The organism is Bradyrhizobium sp. (genome assembly GCF_004799405.1).
In the GTDB taxonomy this organism is placed as follows: domain Bacteria; phylum Pseudomonadota; class Alphaproteobacteria; order Rhizobiales; family Xanthobacteraceae; genus Bradyrhizobium.
Map to the genome: position 1 here is coordinate 1 of NZ_SSMW01000098.1, position 18,032 is coordinate 18,032.

The 18,032-nt window shown below is 62.5% G+C and carries 15 protein-coding genes and 1 pseudogene; 4 read left to right on the forward strand and 12 right to left on the reverse strand.

Annotation, left to right across the window (positions count from 1 at the left end; translation table 11 throughout):
* Positions 1 to 744, reverse strand: a pseudogene (locus E7813_RS15640) (hypothetical protein); the annotation flags it as partial.
* A 382-nt stretch (positions 745 to 1,126) separates the two neighbouring features.
* Between E7813_RS15640 and flbT the strand changes: the two are divergent.
* Positions 1,127 to 1,561, forward strand: a complete 435-nt coding sequence (flbT, locus tag E7813_RS15645) for a flagellar biosynthesis repressor FlbT (protein WP_291575361.1) — start codon at positions 1,127 to 1,129, stop codon at positions 1,559 to 1,561.
* Between the two features lie 31 nt (positions 1,562 to 1,592).
* Here flbT and E7813_RS15650 read toward each other — a convergent pair whose 3' ends face one another.
* The 8 genes from E7813_RS15650 to E7813_RS15685 form a co-directional block, all read right to left on the reverse strand.
* Positions 1,593 to 2,843 carry a hypothetical protein gene (locus E7813_RS15650; RefSeq protein ID WP_291575363.1) on the reverse strand — a complete coding sequence of 417 codons (1,251 nt, stop codon included), beginning with the start codon at positions 2,841 to 2,843 and terminating at the stop codon, positions 1,593 to 1,595.
* A complete protein-coding gene (locus E7813_RS15655; RefSeq protein WP_291575365.1) occupies positions 2,833 to 3,612 on the reverse strand; it encodes a hypothetical protein in 780 nt (259 codons plus the stop codon). The genes E7813_RS15650 and E7813_RS15655 overlap by 11 nt, the downstream gene beginning before the upstream one ends.
* 59 nt (positions 3,613 to 3,671) lie before the next feature.
* A complete protein-coding gene (locus E7813_RS15660) occupies positions 3,672 to 5,276 on the reverse strand; it encodes a tetratricopeptide repeat-containing glycosyltransferase family protein (RefSeq protein WP_291575368.1) in 1,605 nt (534 codons plus the stop codon).
* Between the two features lie 199 nt (positions 5,277 to 5,475).
* Complete coding sequence (locus E7813_RS15665) at positions 5,476 to 7,353, reverse strand: flagellar protein (RefSeq protein ID WP_291575370.1); 1,878 nt, start codon at positions 7,351 to 7,353, stop codon at positions 5,476 to 5,478.
* A 10-nt stretch (positions 7,354 to 7,363) separates the two neighbouring features.
* Positions 7,364 to 9,226 carry a flagellar hook-associated protein FlgK gene (flgK, locus tag E7813_RS15670; RefSeq protein ID WP_291575372.1) on the reverse strand — a complete coding sequence of 621 codons (1,863 nt, stop codon included), beginning with the start codon at positions 9,224 to 9,226 and terminating at the stop codon, positions 7,364 to 7,366.
* Positions 9,227 to 9,275: 49 nt separating this feature from the next.
* The gene (locus E7813_RS15675) at positions 9,276 to 11,108 is read right to left on the reverse strand and encodes a flagellar hook-basal body complex protein (RefSeq protein ID WP_291575373.1); all 1,833 of its coding nucleotides are present in this window, start codon (positions 11,106 to 11,108) and stop codon (positions 9,276 to 9,278) included.
* Positions 11,109 to 11,296: 188 nt separating this feature from the next.
* Positions 11,297 to 11,797, reverse strand: coding sequence for a peptide-methionine (R)-S-oxide reductase MsrB (gene msrB, locus E7813_RS15680; protein ID WP_291575375.1), 501 nt, complete (start codon positions 11,795 to 11,797; stop codon positions 11,297 to 11,299).
* Positions 11,798 to 11,938: 141 nt separating this feature from the next.
* Positions 11,939 to 13,387 (reverse strand): FAD-binding oxidoreductase, encoded by a 1,449-nt coding sequence (locus E7813_RS15685; protein ID WP_291575376.1) that lies wholly within the window; start codon positions 13,385 to 13,387, stop codon positions 11,939 to 11,941.
* Positions 13,388 to 13,549: 162 nt separating this feature from the next.
* Between E7813_RS15685 and E7813_RS15690 the strand changes: the two genes are divergently transcribed.
* Together E7813_RS15690 and E7813_RS15695 are read left to right on the forward strand one after the other, a co-directional pair.
* On the forward strand, positions 13,550 to 14,092 hold the full coding sequence (locus E7813_RS15690) for a histidine phosphatase family protein (RefSeq protein WP_291575378.1): 543 nt from the start codon (positions 13,550 to 13,552) through the stop codon (positions 14,090 to 14,092).
* A 68-nt stretch (positions 14,093 to 14,160) separates the two neighbouring features.
* Entirely contained in the window at positions 14,161 to 14,586 is a 426-nt protein-coding gene (locus E7813_RS15695) for a universal stress protein (RefSeq protein ID WP_291575380.1), read from the forward strand.
* Between the two features lie 3 nt (positions 14,587 to 14,589).
* On the opposite strand, the gene E7813_RS15700 is transcribed toward E7813_RS15695, so the two are convergent.
* Positions 14,590 to 15,165: a hypothetical protein gene (locus E7813_RS15700; protein WP_291575382.1), complete on the reverse strand. Its 576-nt coding sequence runs from the start codon at positions 15,163 to 15,165 to the stop codon at positions 14,590 to 14,592.
* Between the two features lie 84 nt (positions 15,166 to 15,249).
* Between E7813_RS15700 and E7813_RS15705 the strand changes: the two genes are divergently transcribed.
* Entirely contained in the window at positions 15,250 to 15,684 is a 435-nt protein-coding gene (locus E7813_RS15705; RefSeq protein WP_291575384.1) for a hypothetical protein, read from the forward strand.
* Positions 15,685 to 15,755: 71 nt separating this feature from the next.
* Here the strand turns inward: E7813_RS15705 and E7813_RS15710 are convergent, their stop codons facing one another.
* Positions 15,756 to 17,063, reverse strand: a complete 1,308-nt coding sequence (locus E7813_RS15710; RefSeq protein WP_291575396.1) for an MFS transporter — start codon at positions 17,061 to 17,063, stop codon at positions 15,756 to 15,758.
* Positions 17,064 to 17,358: 295 nt separating this feature from the next.
* Positions 17,359 to 17,865: a ferritin-like domain-containing protein gene (locus tag E7813_RS15715; protein ID WP_291575385.1), complete on the reverse strand. Its 507-nt coding sequence runs from the start codon at positions 17,863 to 17,865 to the stop codon at positions 17,359 to 17,361.
* Between the last annotated feature and the right edge of the window lie 167 nt (positions 17,866 to 18,032).

The window sequence follows — 18,032 nt, forward strand, 5'->3', positions numbered from 1 at the left end:
GTTGATGCCGTTGAATGAAGAGTCCTGAGCGGTCGTCGTGATCTGTGCGATGATGTTATTATACTGACTGACCAGGTTGGAGCGAATGGCCTGGGACGCAGCGTCCGCAACGGGCGCGGCGGAAGCCACGAACGTCGCGTTCCCTGTGCCGGTAAGGGTGACAGTGCCAACGGTGGAAGACGCCGCATCATTCGTCGTGGTGATGACGAGCTTGTTGCTGCTGTCAAGGCTGGCCTGCAAGTTGCTGGACGCCAGAGACGTGTTCAACTGAGCAAGGGACTCGCTCGCTCCGAGCGTGATGCTGAATGCCGGGATGCCGGTGGAAGCGGCAACTGCCAGAACGTCGCCAGATTTGATGTTGGTGCCGTCGACCAGATTGGCCGAGGTACCGGCGACCGCAGCCGTTGAGCTCGAACTCGACTTGGTCGAATATCCGACCGTCGTCTGCAGAACCTGGTTGGCGATCGACTTGGCGGTCGCAACGAGCGACTGCAGCGAGGTGATGCCGGTGTTGGCGGCCTGAAGCACCTGGGTGCCATTCGAAATGCCGTCCAGCAGGTTGCTGATGCTGTCAGCGCGGTTGTTAAGCGCCGCGGCAGTGAAATAATCGGTCGGGTTATCGAGCGCCGAGTTCACCTTGTTGCCGGTCGCGAGATCGTTTTGGGTGGTCGCGAGGAGGGCCGACGTGGACTGCAGGGAAAGCAGGTTCTGGCGAACCGATGCGGATAGAACAATACCGGACATTTTCAGACCTTTCTGGTATGAAATTAGAGTGCGAGCGTAGTCCCAATCTTTTTTGATCGGGCGACGGCTCACGTTGGAACCAAGTTTCTAAAAAAACATGAATCGGCGGCGGCCTGCCGGTTGCAGAGTCACGGCGGCGGCGCGCATATCCGCGGTTTTTGGCGGCGCGCGGTTTGGAAAATGTCGTTGATACAACTACAGATTTCGCGCAACGATAGTAAAAATACCGATTTTTACGTTTACCAATCGTTAACTGTAATGGGAAAGGATTGCGGCAACATCGGCCCAAAAGCATCAGCGCCCACCCGGCGCGACCAAAGCCGAGGCCTACTCGAACTCGCTGTAATGACGCTCGCGTAAGAAGCCGCAACGGAGAACAGGCATGGCCTTAAAAGTCGAACTGAAGCCGAATGAACGGATCATTATCGGCGCCTGCGTGATCACCAATTCCGACCAGCGAGCCCGGCTGTTGATCGACGGCGACAATATTCCAATCCTGCGCGAAAAGGACATCCTGACGCCGGCTACCGCCGACACCCCAGCCAAACTGGTCTATCTCGCGGTGCAACTGATGTACATTTCGCCGGACCCTCAGGTCAATCACGGAACCTACTTCAACCTCGTGCGCGATATCGTTACCGCCGCGCCGAGCGCGTGGCCGATCATCGAGGGCATCAACAACAATATTTTGAGCGGCGATCTATACCAGGCGCTGAAAGAAGCCAGGAAGCTCGTCGCCTATGAGAAGAAGCTTCTGGATCACAATGCAGCCCGGGGCAAACCCGGAGCCGCCCCGGAAGCACGCCGTTCCGCCTGACGGGATCGCCATATCCCGAGCAACGCAACCGTCACGCCGCCTGTTCCCGGCTGTGCCGGGCGCGGCGGCACAGCATCGCGGCGAATGCATCGAAGATCTTGCGCATCTGGGGCGGCTTGTAGGGAAAGATGCCGGGCGGATCCATGTTGTGAACGACGGCGGTATTGTCGGCCTCGAATATCAAGAGATCGCCGTCTTCGTTTTCCGCGCAGTCGATCGTGAAATATTCCAGACCGATCCGGTCGACCATGCCGGCCAGTGCCGCCTTGTGACGACGCGCAAAGCCAATGTCGAATGTGCGCATGAAGGTCTCTTCTTCGAGACGCTTGCTGGCGCTGCCGGACATTCCCGCGTTGAGATACCAGATGTCCCAGCGATCGGCGATCGCCATATGGCACGCATAAGCCCGGCCATCGACGAACACAATCCGGTACTTGCGGAACAAACCGTCGCCATCCGAGTAGTCGACGAAGCGCGAGACGAAGAATTCCTGCTCCGGACGCTCGCGAAGATAAATTTCCAGCGCATGGGGGCTATCGATCTTCGCAAGACCTGCTCCGGCATGCGATCCACGTGGCCTGGCAATGATGGGAAATGCAAGGTCAGCGGCGAGGCCGGCAAGTGCGAGGGACGAATGCGCTAGCTGTAAAAGTCGATCGCGTGCGACACTCGTCGTTGCCGGAATATCGAGACCCTCGATCCCGTCGAGCAGGCGATGGAGCTTGTCGCGATCGAGATTGCAAACCCGATGCGGCAGATTGAGAAGCGGCCGCGGCCAGCTCGACGCGGCGTGATCGATCTTGCGCAGCGCGTCGCGACATTCTTCCGAGTCGGACGCAATCACAATCGCAACATCATGATCGGGCAGCGGGTCGGGTAATTCGACGTCCGGAATGACATATAGCGTCATCAGTTCGATGCCAGATTCCTCCAGCAGGAACTCGATCGGCGTGTTGCTGCCCATGTCGGTCGCAGCCGCGAGCGCCAGGACGCGCAGCCGCGGCTTCTCCACCAGACACGGCGAGCGGAACAACTGATGCGATGCAAGTATCTCCTTCTGGATGGCGAGACCCGCACCCTTGTCACCCAGCAATTGCGCGACCAGCGATAGATCGAGTCCTTCGCCGGCTTCGGCGCTGCCGTCGATGACCTTGGCGATCAAAGCTTGCCACAGCGGGCGAAGATCCATTCCGGTAAACGACATCTTCGCGAGCCTGGCGAGGCCAATGCGTTCAGCGCAAAGGGGTTGGGCCACGCCGGTCTGTTCGATCTCACGCAGCATTGGTCGCAAGCTCGGCTGCGGCAAATTGCGAGGAGATATCGCCGTGATAGACCGTAGGGCCGACATGATCGAGACGGCTCTTGAGGTCGGCCCAGATTTCACCGCCGATGTCGGTCCAGCGTTTGCAGAAAGCGAAATCTTCGCTGAGATAGGTTCCGCTGCCGGGATCGATCATGCATTCGAACAGCGCAAACCGGTTGGGACTTCCCGCAAGCGCATCGAGCGAATGCTCGCGAAAGAATTGCAGCGGAGCGTAGGCCGGATGCGCGCACATCTTCTCGAACACGTGACGCCGGATCATCAGGAAACCCGTCCCGGCGTAGCGCACGCGCGTAAAGCCGTTGACGACGGCGACATGATCGGGATCGTCGATCTCCAGTACGTAGTCGAGCGCGGCCGACGGCAAGTTCGGCCGCCTGCTCTCGATGACCCGCTTTGCCTTGGTCCAGTTGACGCGCTTGATGGGATACACGCCGGCCACCACGTCCGCTCCGGATTCGATCAGCCGGAACACCTGCTCGGGCGTGAAGCCGATATCCGCATCGACAAACAGAAAATGTGTCGCGGCGGGATCATCGAGAAACAGCGTCATCAGGTTGGCGCGCGCGCGCGTGATCAGGGCGTCGCCGTCCCGCAAATGGACCTTGAGGTCGATGTTGGATTTGGCGCGTACGGCGCCCTGCAACTGGAACACCGAATTGGCATAGATGCTGGAGACCTGTCCGCCGAAGCAGGGCGTGGCCACCACAAGGTGGATCTGGTCGGTCATGAGTGGCTCCGAAGCGGCGGTGGTCGCTGCAATCCTCACCAAACAGTAAATAGACGTAGTTAATGAAATCCTAACGCCGGCGCGTCCCGGTTCAATTGCCGGAGTTGTTCGCCAACCCGAACGATAACACTGTCCCAGTCGCCGAACGCCGGCTGCCGGAACAGCTTCGCAGTCGGATACCAGGGAGTGTCGTCGCGCCGCCTCATCCAGCGAAAATCCGCCGCATAGGGAAGCAGGATCACGGCCGGCTTGCCCATCGCGCCGGCCAGGTGCGCAACCGCGGTATCGACCGAGATGACGACGTCGAGCAACGCGATGACGGCAGCGGTGTCGGCAAAATCATAAAAACCGCTGCCGAGATCGATCAGGTTGGGCAGGCCCGCCAGGACATCACTGTCCGCAACTCGCAAGTCGCGCTGCAGGCTGAAACACTGGACCGGTGGATCTTCGAACAACGGTGCGAGGCGCGCCAGCGCGATCGACCGGTTGCTGTCGTTCTTGTGTGACGGCTCGCCGGACCAGACAAACCCGGCGCGCGGGCGGCCGGGCGGCAAGCGATCCCGCCAACGGGCGAGCCGCTGTGCCGGCGCTGCGAGATAGGGAATAGCCGTCGGGATCGTCTCGGGTCGTGTCCCGAATGCGAGAGGAAGACTGAGCAAGGGACAGTGCAGATCGAATGCCGGTAGCGGATCGCCGGAGGCAACCACAGTGACGCCTTCGAGCTGGGACAGCAGCGGCTGCAACTCCGGTTGAACTTCGCTGATGACCTTGGCTCCTTGTTCGACCAGCAACGGCGCATAGCGGATGAACTGGATGGTGTCGCCGAATCCCTGCTCGGCGTGAAGCAAAATGGTTTTGCCGGCGACCGGGCGTTCTCCCAGCCATAACGGCGATCGAGGCTGCGGGCGGTGCCGGGCAAATGCGCCGGTCTTCCACCGCCATTCATAGGCCTTCCAGCCCGCGTCGAAATCGCCCAGCGTCAGCCGCGTCATCGCCGCTTCAAAATGGGCTTCGGGAAATTCCGGCGCGGTGGCGAGTGCGGCCTCGAAATCCGCTAGCGCTTCGGCTGGCCGGTCCAGCCGGCGCAGCGCATGACCGCGATTGGTCAGGATCTGCGGATGATCCGGCATCGCCGCAAGAGCCTTGTCGTAGCTCGCAATCGCCTCGACGGGCCGGTTGAATCGCAGCAGCGTATTGCCTCGGTTGACGAGGGCACCGACATGGCGCGGCTCCACCGCCAGCACGCCGTCATAACTCGAAAGCGCTTCATCAATGCGGCCGGCTTCAAGACAGGCGTTGCCGAGATTGTAGAGGATTTCTGGATGATCCGGCGCGAGGCGCAGCGCGTTGCGATAGCTTGAGATCGCCTCGTCATGGCGTCCCGTCGCATGAAGCGCCAGCCCAAGATTGGACATCGCATCCGCGGAGCTGGAATTGATCTTGAGTGCCTGCGAGAGAAAACGCAGTGCCTCCACCATGCGACGACGCTGGAAGTTGAGCATTCCAAGCAGATGCAGCGCATCGAAGTCTTCGGGCCGGTGTCTCAGAATCCCGGCGCACAATTTTTCGGTGCGGTCGAGATCGCCCTGCTGAAAAGCGCCATAGGCGTGCCGCTGCATGCGCGACAGGTTCGGCACCCGCCCAGATGTTCTCTTGATTTTCACCCCGGAGCTGCCAGATCGCTTTTCGAATCAGCCGATGCGTTCAGGTTAGCATTTTCCGATTGCATCCGCCGTTCGCAGGGCATGCGAGCAGAGCGAGATCATGTCGCCGCGAGGTTCATGCCGCTGTTCGAGCCCGTCGATATATTGGCTGCGGTCGCCGGCAGTTGACCGCCACGTCGAGCTTCACGCTAAACCTTCGTCAACCGATCGGAAGATATTTGGTCAAGGTCAGTTGCGAGAGCATCGAGGTGGTCTGGTAGGAGGCCTGCAGGCTGGTCTGAAGCGCCAGGATTTCGCTGGCCACCTGGTCCGGTGACACGGTTTCGGTGCTGTCGATCATGTTCTGCAGCGTCGATTGAGTCTGGGTTTGCCGGGCGGTGGCGGCCTGCATCATGGTTTGCGCGACGGCAAACTGCGATTGGATATCCTGAATGCTCTGTTGGCCTGCTTGCGGCGTCAGGTTCGTCGAGACGCGCTGGCTGAGGGCGGCGATCTGCGCGGCCGAATTGGTCCCCGTCGGCGACGTCGTGACCGCGGCGAACACCGCGATATTCTGCAGTTGCGTGCGGATCGCCTGTTCGTTGGCCTGCGCGCCATATTGAACCGTCTGCGACGAATCGATCCGGGCGGACGACGATGCACGAGCGGAGCCCGGTCCGGAATTGCCGGTGTACCAGGCGACGGTGTTCGCGGTACCGCTGACCAGCGATGTCGCGGACCCCAGCGGCGAGCCGCCGACCCGCAGCGGTGGCGTGGCGGCCGTCACGGTGGTGCCGAAGCCGAGGGCAGCGAACGCGGCCGGGTTTGAACTGGTCACCGTCAGGTTTGCGCCGTTGTCGTTGTTCAGCGTGATCACGCCGCCGCTGATGGTCGACGGCGTCGAGGTTCCCGTAATCGCGTCGATTTTGGTCAACAGCGTTTGCACGCTATCGGTGACGTTGAGCTCGTTGCCGGTGGCGCCCGAGGCGACAAAGGTGATCGGCGTACCGTTGACGGTGATGGTGTCGCCAGGCGCAAAGCTCGAGGCCAGCGAATCCGCGTTCGCCGCCCCGGACAGCAGTGTGGCGCCGGTGATCGGCGCAGGGGGCGCGGCCTGGTTGTTGACCACGCTCCCCGCAGCGGTTCCGACCGAACCGAAAAAGTCGTTGCCGGCCGCAATCGCCGATGCCGCCACCAGCGACGTGTTGGCCAATGTGCTGATGGATGAAGTCAGGGCGGCGTTGAGATTGGCGGCAGTCGCCGTCGGGGTGGCGCCGATCGTGAAGCTGCCGCTCGGCGGCGGATTTGCGCTCGAAGCTGTCAATTGAATGGACTGGGTGGTGCCATCCGGAAGATTGAACGTGAAGCTCACCTGATCGCCCGGATTGGGATTGGCGGCGCCGAGACTGATCGAAACCGTCGCCGGCGAGCCGGCAGGGCCGGTCACGGTCGCACCGGTCAACGAGGACGACATCGAATTCAGTTTCAGGCCGAACGGCGAGCCGGCGACATCTTCGCCGACCGAAACCGAGGTCGGCGTCGGCGACGATATCACCAGGCGTCCCAAGCCGCTGCTGCCGAGATCGGCCTGCAGCCGCTCGGCGATCACCTGCTTCAAGCCAGCCTGGGTGCCGGTGCCGTTGAGAATGTCGTCGGCGGAAGCCACCGACGGCGTATTGACCGCGCTGCCGGAAAATATGTAGCGGTCGCCGGCCTGGGTATTGAGGATCCCCACCATCGAAGACAGTTCGGCCTGTGCATTCTCCTGCGCGATGGTTTGGCCGGTGCTGTCCAAACTCTGCGGCGACGTGGACGCTGCGCTCTGCACCTGGCCGCCGATCTCCGACAGCGACTGCAGCGCGGTGTTGGCTGCATTGATGGTCGTGGTGACATTGGTCATCGTGTCGGTGAAGGCGGAAATATTCGCCAGTTGCGCCCGCGCGGCGATCGCGAAACCCTCGTTGACGCCCATCCCGGCATAGGTCGTCGACTTCTCGCCGGTGGTCAGTTGCGACTGCAGCGTCGTCAGCTGGTTCTTGAGATTGACCACCGACTGGCTGAGAATGGAGGCGCCATAATTGATGCTGTTGATTGCCATCTGGGTCGCCTTACAATTGGGCCTGCAGCAAGGTCGTCATCATGCTCTGAACGACCGACATCACATGTGCGTTGGCGGCGTAGGAATTCTGCAGTGCGATCAGGTTGGCCATTTCGGTGTCGATATTGACGCCGGACGTGGAGTTGAATTTCTGCTGCAACGTGTTGACGACGACGTCCTGGCCCTGCTGCAACTGCGTCGCCGAAGCGGCCGCGTTGCTCTGCTGGCCGAGGAACTGCTGCATGAAGCCGGTGATGGTGCCGGTGAACGGCGAGGTACTCGAACCGAGCCCGGTTTGCGGCGAATAGGTGAACGTCCCCGATGTCAGCTGCGAATAGAGAAAATCCGGACGCGTGGTATCGCCGGCCGCCGTTGGCGGCGACGTGCTGTACACGGACAGGTTCGACGGATTGGCGAGCAGCGCCGAATTGACCGTGATGCGGCCCGCAAGGCCTGTCATCTGCGAGCCGCTGCCGGTAATCGCGCCGGTGTAGAGCGAATTGCCGTCGGTGAACAACGGCAGTTGCGCGCTGCCGCCGGTCAATGACGATGCCGTGGTGGTAGTGGAAGCTGCGTTGACGGTCGCAGCACTGTTTCCGACCACCTGCAGCGTCGAACCGGACGGGTTGGAGAACTGCAGGTTGCTGGTGCCGAGCGCCGCGTTCAATTGCGAGACCACCGACGCCATCCCGGCGGAGAAATTGATCCCGATCACCTGCGGATTGGCGTTCGGCGCGTTCGGCAACGGCAGCGCCGAGGGATCGGTCACATTGACGATGGTGACCTGTTGCTTGGTATTGGTTAGGCTGTTGGTATACGTCAGGTTGACCGTATTGCCCGGCAATACGTTCGACACGTCGAGGCTGAAGCCCGCCGGCGGTCCGGTAACTGCGGTACCGGCCGTGGTTTGATCGGAAAGCGAACTGGACAGCGTAGCGGCCATCTGGTCGACCTGGGTCTGCGCCTGCGCCAAGGTCTGGTCGCGCAATTTGAGGTCGGCCGCGATCTGTCCCGAACTGATGGCGTTGTTTGCCACCATGTCATAGGTGGAGCCGTTCGGGAGCTGAATGGTGAGCGATCCAACCCCCGATTTGGCCGGATCGCCGTTGTACAGCGAGGTCGCGCCCAACGTTCCCGGCGAGGTGAACGTCATCTGCGAGGCCTGGCCGGCGCCGACCAGTTGAACGCCGGAATTGGTAAAGACGCTGGTCTGGTTGGAGGCGTCGGTGACGGCCCGGATATCCATCAATTGCGATAGTTGAGTGATCGCGGTATCGCGCCGGTCCATCAGCGTCGCGGCCGCCGGATCGCTCGGATTCAGCCCCTGCAACTGGGTGTTGATCTGCGCAATCTGGCTCAAATCCGTGTTGGCCTGATTCACGGAATTGCCGATGTCCTGTTCGACGTTCGAGCGCAGCGACTGGATGCCCTGCGTCGTCGTATTCAGTTGCTGCGCCAGCGATTGCGCCGCCGACAGCGCAGATGTCTGCGCCGACTGGCTGCCCGAACTTGTCGACAGCGCCTGCAGCGCCGTTGTGAAATTGTTGAACGATGTTTCGAGGGTGCCGTCGCCTCCAGGCGTCCCGTAGACGTTTTGCAACTGGCCCAGGATATTCGAGATCTGGTCGGCATAGGCGCTGCCGGAAGTTTCGGTGCGCAGCTGGTTCTGGACGTAAAGATCGAGCTGGCGGTTGACGCCGATGACCTGGACACCGGAGCCGATGCCGCCGCTTGCTACTTCGATCTGATTGACGCTTTGATCGACGTAGCCCGGCGTCTGCGCGTTCGCGATATTCGACGAGACGATCGACAGCGCGGCCTGGTTGGCGCGCAGGCCGGACATCGCAGTGGCGAGGGTTGAACTCAAACCCATATTTGTTGTCCGCCTTGAATTGCGTCACACCGGCTGTTAGCGGCGCCGATCAGCGCAGCACGTTCAGCAAATCCTGAACCATGCTGTTGGCCGTGGTGATCACCTTGGTATTCGCCGAATAGGCCTGCTGGGTCACGATCAGCTTGGTGAATTCATCGGCGATGTCGGTGTTCGATCCTTCCAGCGACGAACCGCTGATGGTGCCGGAGGCGCCGGCGATCGCCGGACCGGACTGTTCGGTCACGGCATAGGCGCCGCCACTGAGCGCTTGCAGGTAGTTGGTGCCGTTGAAGTGCGACAGCGTGACGGAGGCCAGATCGAGGTTCTGCCCGTTGGAGAACGTTCCGACCACAAGGCCGTTGTTGTTGATGGCGACTGACTGAAGCTGGCCGGCGGCATAACCGTTCTGCGATATGTTGTTGACGGTCGCGGTGCCGCCGGTGCTGGCGTATTGCGTCAGAGCGCCGGAGCCGACATTGAGCATGACGGTTCCAAGGGATTGACCGCTGACCGTCAGGTTGGCGATCGATATTGCGGAGCCTGTTGGACTCGACAGGGATCCATTGGCATTGAACGTGAAGTTCGTCCCGGCATTGACCCAGGCAACCTGCGTCCCTGTGGCGCCGGGATCGGCCTGATAAAACAGATTCCAGGTGTCTTGGTGCGGTGTACCCAGCGAGGCGCTGTCGGTTTTGGCCCATCGCAGTTGCAGGTTAACCGGCGTTCCGGCCGCGTTGTAGGCCGTGACCGCGCCACCGCTGATGGACTCGGCATCAAAGGTCGCGACATCGTTGCCGACAACGAAGCCGGTGCCGGCGGTGCCGCCGCCGGTTCGCGCGGCCGTCATGGTGGTCGGGAAGCCGAGTGCCGCGAAGGCCGGAGCGGAGCTGGAGACCGATAGATCCTGCGCCGTACCCGAGTGCAGCGTGATCGCGCCGGTAGAAGCATTGATGGTCGGCGGCACACCGGTGATCTGGCCGATCGCGGTCAGAATGTCCTGCACCGTGCCGGTGCCGATATTGATGACGCCGCCGCTGGCCGAGGTGCTGGTGGGAGAGCTCGTGCTAAAGGTGATGGTCTGGCCGTCGACCACGATGGTGTCGCCATTGCTGAAGCTTGTGGTCAGCGAATTGCTTGGGGCCGTTCCGGACAGCGCGGTTGCGGCCGTGATCGGACCCGGCGTTGCCGCCTGGTTCAGCGCCGCGGCGCCCGTCGTCGTCGCGTCGCCGAAAGGCGTCGCGGGCGTACCCAGCACCAGGGGATTCTGGCTGAAATCGGCGGGGTTCAAGCCGCCATCCGCGGTGATCGTGCCGGCGATCGCCGTGGCGCTTGCCGTCGTGGCGGGTACGGTCGGAAGGTTGGCGGCATATTGAATCGCGCTGGTCGCCTGCGCCGGGACGAAATTATTCTGAAACTGGAGAACCTGCGGGACGTTGCCGATCGGGTTTCCGGTCTTCGGATCGACCGCGACGCCCATCAGGTAGTAACCGGCGCCGTTGACCAGATTGCCATTGGCAGTGAGCTGGAAATCACCGCGGCGGGTGTAATCGGTGGTACCGCTGAAGACCGGCTGGTTATCCACCGAGCCGGTGGCCTTCTCCACCGAGAAGAACCCGTCGCCGTTGATCGCCATGTTGGTGGCGACGGTCGATGCCGAGACAGTGCCTTGTGTGGAGATCGTCGCCTGCGCGTAGGCGGTCACGCCGCCGGCGACTTGCCGGTCGGGCGAGGTAGCGTCTGGAATGAGATCCACGAAGCTGGTGTCGATGCCCTTGTAGCCCACCGTCGAGGCGTTCGCGATATTGCCGGAAATATTCTGCAGGGAGAAAGATTGAGCCTGCAAGCCGCCAACCGCGGTATTCAGCGCGTCGAAGATACCCATGACATTGTCTCCACATTCGGTCCGGACCGCCGGCGGGCATAGCCCGGCAAGGCAGTCATCAAGGGAGACTTCGCAAGCGTTGTGCCAAAGACGAAAATATAGCCAAGCCAATGACTTAAATGAAAATGCCCCGGTCCAGAGACCGGGGCAGAATTGCCGGGCGGGCAACTATTGCCGGGCGCGAGCGCTCAGCTCGCCGACGGCGCGGCCGGATGAAACACCAGCGCGAAGCCGTCCATGCAGTAGCGCAGGCCGGTCGGCTTCGGCCCATCGTCGAAGACATGACCGAGATGACCGCCGCAGCGGCGGCAGTGGATTTCGGTCCGCAGCATCCCGAAGGTGCGGTCTTCGGTCTTGCCGACGGCGTTATCGAGCGGCTGGTAAAAACTCGGCCAGCCGGTGCCGCTTTCGAATTTCGTTTCCGAGGAGAACAGCGGCAGGTCGCAACCGGCGCAGGCGAAGATGCCTTTGCGGTGCTCTTTGAGCAGCGGGCTCGATCCCGGGCGCTCGGTGCCTTCCTTGCGCAGGATTTCATATTGCTGCGGCGTCAACTGCGCACGCCACTCGGCGTCGGTCTTTTCGATCTCGAATTTCTCCGCGGCCTGTGCCGGGGAAGCGCGCAGCCACCGGAAGGCGGCAAGCCCGATCAGGCTGGCGATGGAAGCGAGCAGAATACGGCGGTCGATCATGATGGTCTCCGTGCGGGCGAACTACCCGTGTTCGCTGCTAATTACGGGGCGCATCAGCGGAAGTTACACCGGTTCGGCCGGAATTTTCTCACTTTCTTGCGATTGCCCGCCCCTCTCCGGGAACGGGTCGGGAAAACGCGATCAAGCCTCCTTGCCTTCGCTGGGGTTTGCCGGGACCGGCGGCCGGGGACGTTCGGGACGCGGGCGGCCCGGCTGGCTCCGCCGCGACGGCCTGGTTCCGGCCTGGCGGTTGGCCTCGACCAGACGCGCCTCGCGAATGCGTTCCTTCAGGCGCGCTCTTTCCCGATAGCGGGCCAGCGCGCCGGCCGCGGCGGAAGCGCCTCGGGTCCACGCGCCGACGGCATGACCGACCACGCGGCCGGTGGGACCACCGGCCCAGACCAGTTCGAACGGTGAAAACAGCCGCCAGCGATCGTCACCCCTGAGGATGCCTTGCGCAATCAAATGCCCGGCCATGGCCGAGGTGTTCATGCCCTGACGGCCGAAGCCGCTGGAGACCCAGAGACCCTTCCGCAACTGCCCGATCTGCGGCATGCCATGCACGGTCTGTCCGACCGCGCCGCTCCAGATGTCCGCAAGCTCTGTTCGGCCGAGTCGCGGAAAAATCGTGCGTATCCTGCGGGCAATGGCCCGGGCGAAACGCTGCGGCCGTGCGGCCCAGGTGGTCTCGGGCGAAGCCCACATCAACCGGTCGCCGTCCACGATCCGGAAATGATCGATCCCGTCGGTGTCGGTCACCGATCCCTGGAACGTCATGACCTCGGCAAGACGCTCGCCGAGCGGTGCAGTCACCGCACCGTAGCGCCATATCGGCAGCAACGTGTCGGAGAGCCGCCGCAACGGCGCCCCCAGGTGGATATTGCCGGCCAGCACGATGTGCGAGGCGCGCAGTCGCGCCGATGGCGTCACGATGCGCTTGCGGATCCCCAAGGGGTCGATGCTGACCACCGGGGTTTCCTCGAAAATCTGCGCGCCTGCCCGTTTCGCCAGCGCCGCCAGACCGTGGACATATTTGCGCCCGTCGACCTGAAACGCCTTGGGATAATACACGCCGTGGAAATAATGCTCGGTCTTGAGCTGTTCGCGCACGCGCTCGACCTGCCAGCCTTCCACCTCGGTTCCGAAGTCCTCCCCGAGCATTTGCAACCGCTCGATCAATTGATCGCCGACATCGACATTGGAGACTTCCAGCGCGCCCTCACTGAACGCGATACCCGGCATCAGTTCTTCGGTAGCGATGGCCCTGACATATTCGGCGCCTTCCTTCGACAGGGACCAGAGTTCGCGCGTGTCCTCGAAGCCGATGCGTGCAATCAAATCGCGGAGCGGAAGGCCGTAGCCGGGCATCACCGTGCCGAGTTGGTGGCCCGACGCATTCCAGCCGACATGCCGGCCTTCGAGAACGGCAACGCTCGCGCCCATGCGCGCCGCTTCCAGCGCCACCGCGAGCCCGGCGAGCCCGGCTCCGATGACACAGATATCGACATCCAGGTCGAACGACAGCCGGGATCGCTCCCGCATTGCCGGGGCAGCATGGCCGTTGGTCGCGCTTGTAGAAGTCTCGCTCATATCGTTTTCTTACGTAGCCATCGGGCGCTTGTCACCTTGTTCCCGACTAATCTATGAAGGAGCGCATGATCTTTTCACCAGATCGCACACAGTTTGGCGGATCATGCGCCAGTCCCGGCTTGTACATCAATCGGCGGGTTTGAAACGAATCGAGATTGTGCCATGCGCCGTTTGATGCTGCTGCGTCACGCCAAGACCGAGAACGACGCGCCCAGCGGCCGCGATCAGGACCGCCGCCTCGATGACCGCGGCCGGACCGACGCCGCCGAAATCGGCGGCTGGATCGGCCGGCACCCGCCTTTTCCGGATCTGGTGCTGGTTTCACCGGCGATCCGTGCACACCAGACTTGGGAGATCGCCTGGGAGTCCATGAAAGGCGCGGTGCCGAACCCGCAGGTGGAATTTCTGCCGGAACTCTATGGCGCCGACCCGGCGCAATTGCTGCAAGCCATCCACGCGGCATCCACCGCCGATCCGCAGCGGCTGATGGTGGTCGGACACAATCCCGGAATGCACGAACTGGCGCTTGCGCTTGCCGGTAGCGGCGACGCCCAGGGCCGCAAGGCGCTCGCCGACAACCTGCCAACGTCGGGTCTTGCCGTGTTCAATTTTGCGGTCGAAGATTGGGGCGATGTCGCGTTCCGTCGCGGGCAACTGATATTGTTCGTCAGCCCCAAATTGCTGCAAGAAAGCTCCCGCGACTGAACGGGGCTTTTCGCCACGTCGCAAAAACGTCCTTTTGTGCTACGCTGGCTCGATACACGGAGGCGCAGATGTTCAATTCCATTCTCGTCCCGATCGATCTGGCGGATACCGACCTGGCCAAGCCCGCGATTGCGACGGCGGCGACGCTGTCAAAGACCTGGAACGGCGCTGTGCGGCTTCTGAACGTGTTGCCGATGACGCCGGTGATGCTGGCGGAATATGTGCCGGCGGATTTCGATACCCAGCAGCGCCAGACCTCGGAGGAAGCGCTTGCCATCGTGGCGCGCGAATCCGGCATCGATGCCAAGCGTATCTCATGCGTGGTGCGCCAGGGCGGCATCTATCACGAGATCCTCGAGGAGGCCGCCGCGATCAAGGCCGACCTGATCGTCATGACCTCGCACCGGCCGGCGATGCGGACCTATTTTCTGGGCTCCAACGCCGGCCATGTGGTGCGCTACGCCAAATGCTCGGTGCTGGTGGTTCGGCATTAACATCTACGGCAACAACGACTGCGGTAGATGATCGAAGGCGTAGCTGCACGGCCTGTTGCGCCGCACGAAGCCGCCGACCTGCCACGCGAACAGCACGGCGAAACTGACCAGAAACAACGCGCCGGCGAATTCACCGGTGGCGAGCGCGCGCAGCAGGAGTCCTGACATCGCAGCCGCGACCAGCGCCAGCAATACGAGGCGGGCGATATGAGCCCATGGTCTGGCGCCGCCGATCAGCGCCGCATGGCTCCCGGCCTCTTCCATTCGCCGATGCAACTGCGTGATGAAGGCGCGGTAACCCCGGTCCTGCGGCGCCATCAAGGCCGCCGTCTGCCAGCTTGTCGAAAGAATGGTGATGTGCCGACCGCTCGCGTTTTCAATATCGGCGCGAAACCGGCGCGACTGCATCGACACCGGCCGGTACGATAGCCGGATCGCCGCAATGTCGGCATAGGGCCAAACGCCGGATCTGCCGGCCACCCGCCATGACAGCCCTGCGTCGGTCAGCTCGAATTGATGCGCCGCGCCGATCAGCGAGGCCTTGTAGGTGTACCGGGCGCCTGGGGAAGCCTCGTTCAAAAGCGCTGAGCTCTCTTTGAAAAGATCGGCGGAAATCGTCGCGTCGGCTTGCGCGATCGGCCTGCGATATCTTACAAGCGGAACATGGCCGAGACGACCTATTTTCCGCGCCGCCTGATCCATGCGGGCGCGATGATTTCCGGCGTACTGCTGGCGCTGGCCGTGCACATGCTCGGGGTACGGTTCGGTCTCGATCTGGGCGGCCTGTGGCGATCCGGCCCCAACAATTTCATGCCCGCGAGCGCCGCGCTGGCGTGGTGGCTGATCGCCACCGTCGGTTTTTCCGGCGGCTATTTTACCGCGACCTTGATGGACAGCGCAGTGTCGGGGCAAATTCCGCAGCGAATGCGGCAATTCTTGATAGCGGTCGGCGTGCTGGTGCTGGCCGGCGCGGGCCAAGCGGCTTCGGCGCCAAGTCCGCTGCCGACGGTATCTGGCGTACTCGCAGGATTGGCCGCACTATGCCTGGGCGCCCTTATGGCCTTTTGCGGCGCGCATTTCGCGTTGCGCAAGGCCTGACGTTTCAGCCAGGAATTATCCGAAAAAGTCCGGGCACCTCCTGCGCAATCCGCCGCAGCCCATGACAACGCTTAAGCCGGGGCGCGGCGCCGGATCGCCGCTGCCGCCACGAGCAAGAGAACCGCGGAAATGATCAGCGCCCCGTGTGCGCCGGCGATGAAGGTGCTGGACTGGCCGACCAGCGAACCGAACAGCGCCACTCCCAGCACGCTGCCGGTTTGCCTTGTCGCGTTGAGCACGCCGGCGGCGATGCCGGAGCGCGACTTCTCGACGCTTCCCAGCAGTGCCGACGTCAACGGCGGCACCAGCAGACCAAGACCGGCGCCGATGACGATTAACTGCACGCATGTCGCCCAGTAACTCGTGCCGTGCTCGATTCCGAGCAGGGCCAGGCATCCGAAGGCGGCGAGAGCCGCACCCATGGCGATCGTCAGCGGGGCGCCGACCCGTTCGGCGAGGCGAGGAGCCAGCAAGTTGACGGGCAATACCGTCGCCATCATCGGCACGAAGGCGAGCCCGGTCGCGAAGGGCGACATGCCGTTGACGCGCTGGAAGTACAGGCTGAAGACGAAGATCAGTCCGTAGAACGCAACGTTGACGAGCAGGCCGACCAGAGAAGCCAGCGCAAACATGCGATGCCCAAACAGCGACAGTGGCAGCATCGGTTGCGGCGCGCGCCGCTCGCGCCAGACGAACAGGATTGCCAGCACCGCGGATGCCGCAAAGCCCGCGATCACCAGGGAATTGCCTGCGCCGAGGGCGCCCGCTTCGATGATGGAGCCAGCGAGACAGCCGAGCGCTGCGATCGCTGCGACCTGCCCGGGCAAATCGATCTGGCGCTGCGAAGATCGCGTGGTTTCGCCGGCGTAAGCCCAGGTCAGCCAAAGGCCGGCGACACCGATCGGCAGATTGACGAGGAAAATCGAGCGCCAGCCAACAAGGGCGATCAGTCCACCGCCTGCCAGCGGTCCAGCCGTGAGCGCAAGGCTGGCGCCGGCGGCCCAGATGCCGACCGCGCGGCCGCGCTGTTTTTCGTCGGGATAGGCATGGCTGAGCAGTGCCAGCGAGTTGGGAACCAGGACCGCCGCACCGAGCCCCTGCACTCCTCTTGCCGCGATCAGAATGATGGCGGTCGGCGCCAGCGCGCAGGCCACCGATGCAGCGGTGAAGATGGCGAAACCCGCCATGAAGACCCGCTTGGCTCCGATCCGGTCTCCCAGCGCACCCGCGGTGAGGATGAAAGCGGCAAACGCGATCGTGTAGGTGCTGACCACCCACTGCAATTCCGAAACCCCGCCGCCCAGCGACGTACCAATGCTGCCAAGCGCCGTGTTGACGATGGTGACATCGAGCTGGACCACGCCATAGCCGAGGCTCATGGCGGCAAGCGTCAGCGACGTCGAAAGGTTCGAACGCGGCACTTTGCTTGCCGGACGGGCTGTTGCAGCTACGGCCGGCGCGTGTTGGAACTTAAGGGAATGGCTGCGCATGGTTCACCTCAATTCGAGCAACCAACGCGGCAATATCCGTTCTTGTTTCGCGAAAACGCTTCGCTCGCGATCGAAGTATCACTGCAGGTAGCCGACGCCGGCGAAATCCGTACCCCGCCAACGCGGAACGCCGCGCGGAGAAATCCTCCGCGCGACGTTTCGTCTCAACTGCTTCGACCGAGGATCAGCTCGCGGCGCGAAGATTGATCTTGCTCTCCGCCAGCGTAGTCAGCTTCTTGTCGGTCGCCTTTTCCTCGTCGAGCGTCTTCTGCAACACGCTGGCGCAATCGTTGCGGCCAAGCTGCTTGGCCCATGCGATCAGGCTGCCATAGCGCACGATCTCGTAATGCTCAGCGGCCTGGGCGGCGTTGATCAGCGCCGCATCCAGCACCGATTTGTCCTCGACTTCGCCGGCGACTTCGTCCGCTTCCTTGATGATGCCGTCGATCGCCGGGCAGCTGACCGCCTTCACCTCGGCGCCGTGCATCTGGAACACCTGTTCGAGCCGTTGCACATGGGTTTTGGTTTCGTCGAGATGCGTCAAAAAGCCCTGCTTGAGCTGCTTGTCGGTGGCTTTGTCGGCCATTTTAGGCAATGCCTTCACGAGTTGCTTCTCGGCATAATAGATGTCCTGCAGTTGATGGACGAACAGGTCGTTCATGGTCTTGATGTCTTTGGTGAAGAGTCCCATTGCGCAGTTCCTTCGTTGCGGGAACACGACGGCGCAGGCTGTTCATGCCGGCGCCGTGATGTTCGATTGCTGATGCCGGCGCTAACCGGCTGAGGGCGAGGTTGTTCCTGCCCGCAGCAAAAACGTCGCGAGGGAACATCCTGGCGTCGCCGAGAAGCGAGAGGGCG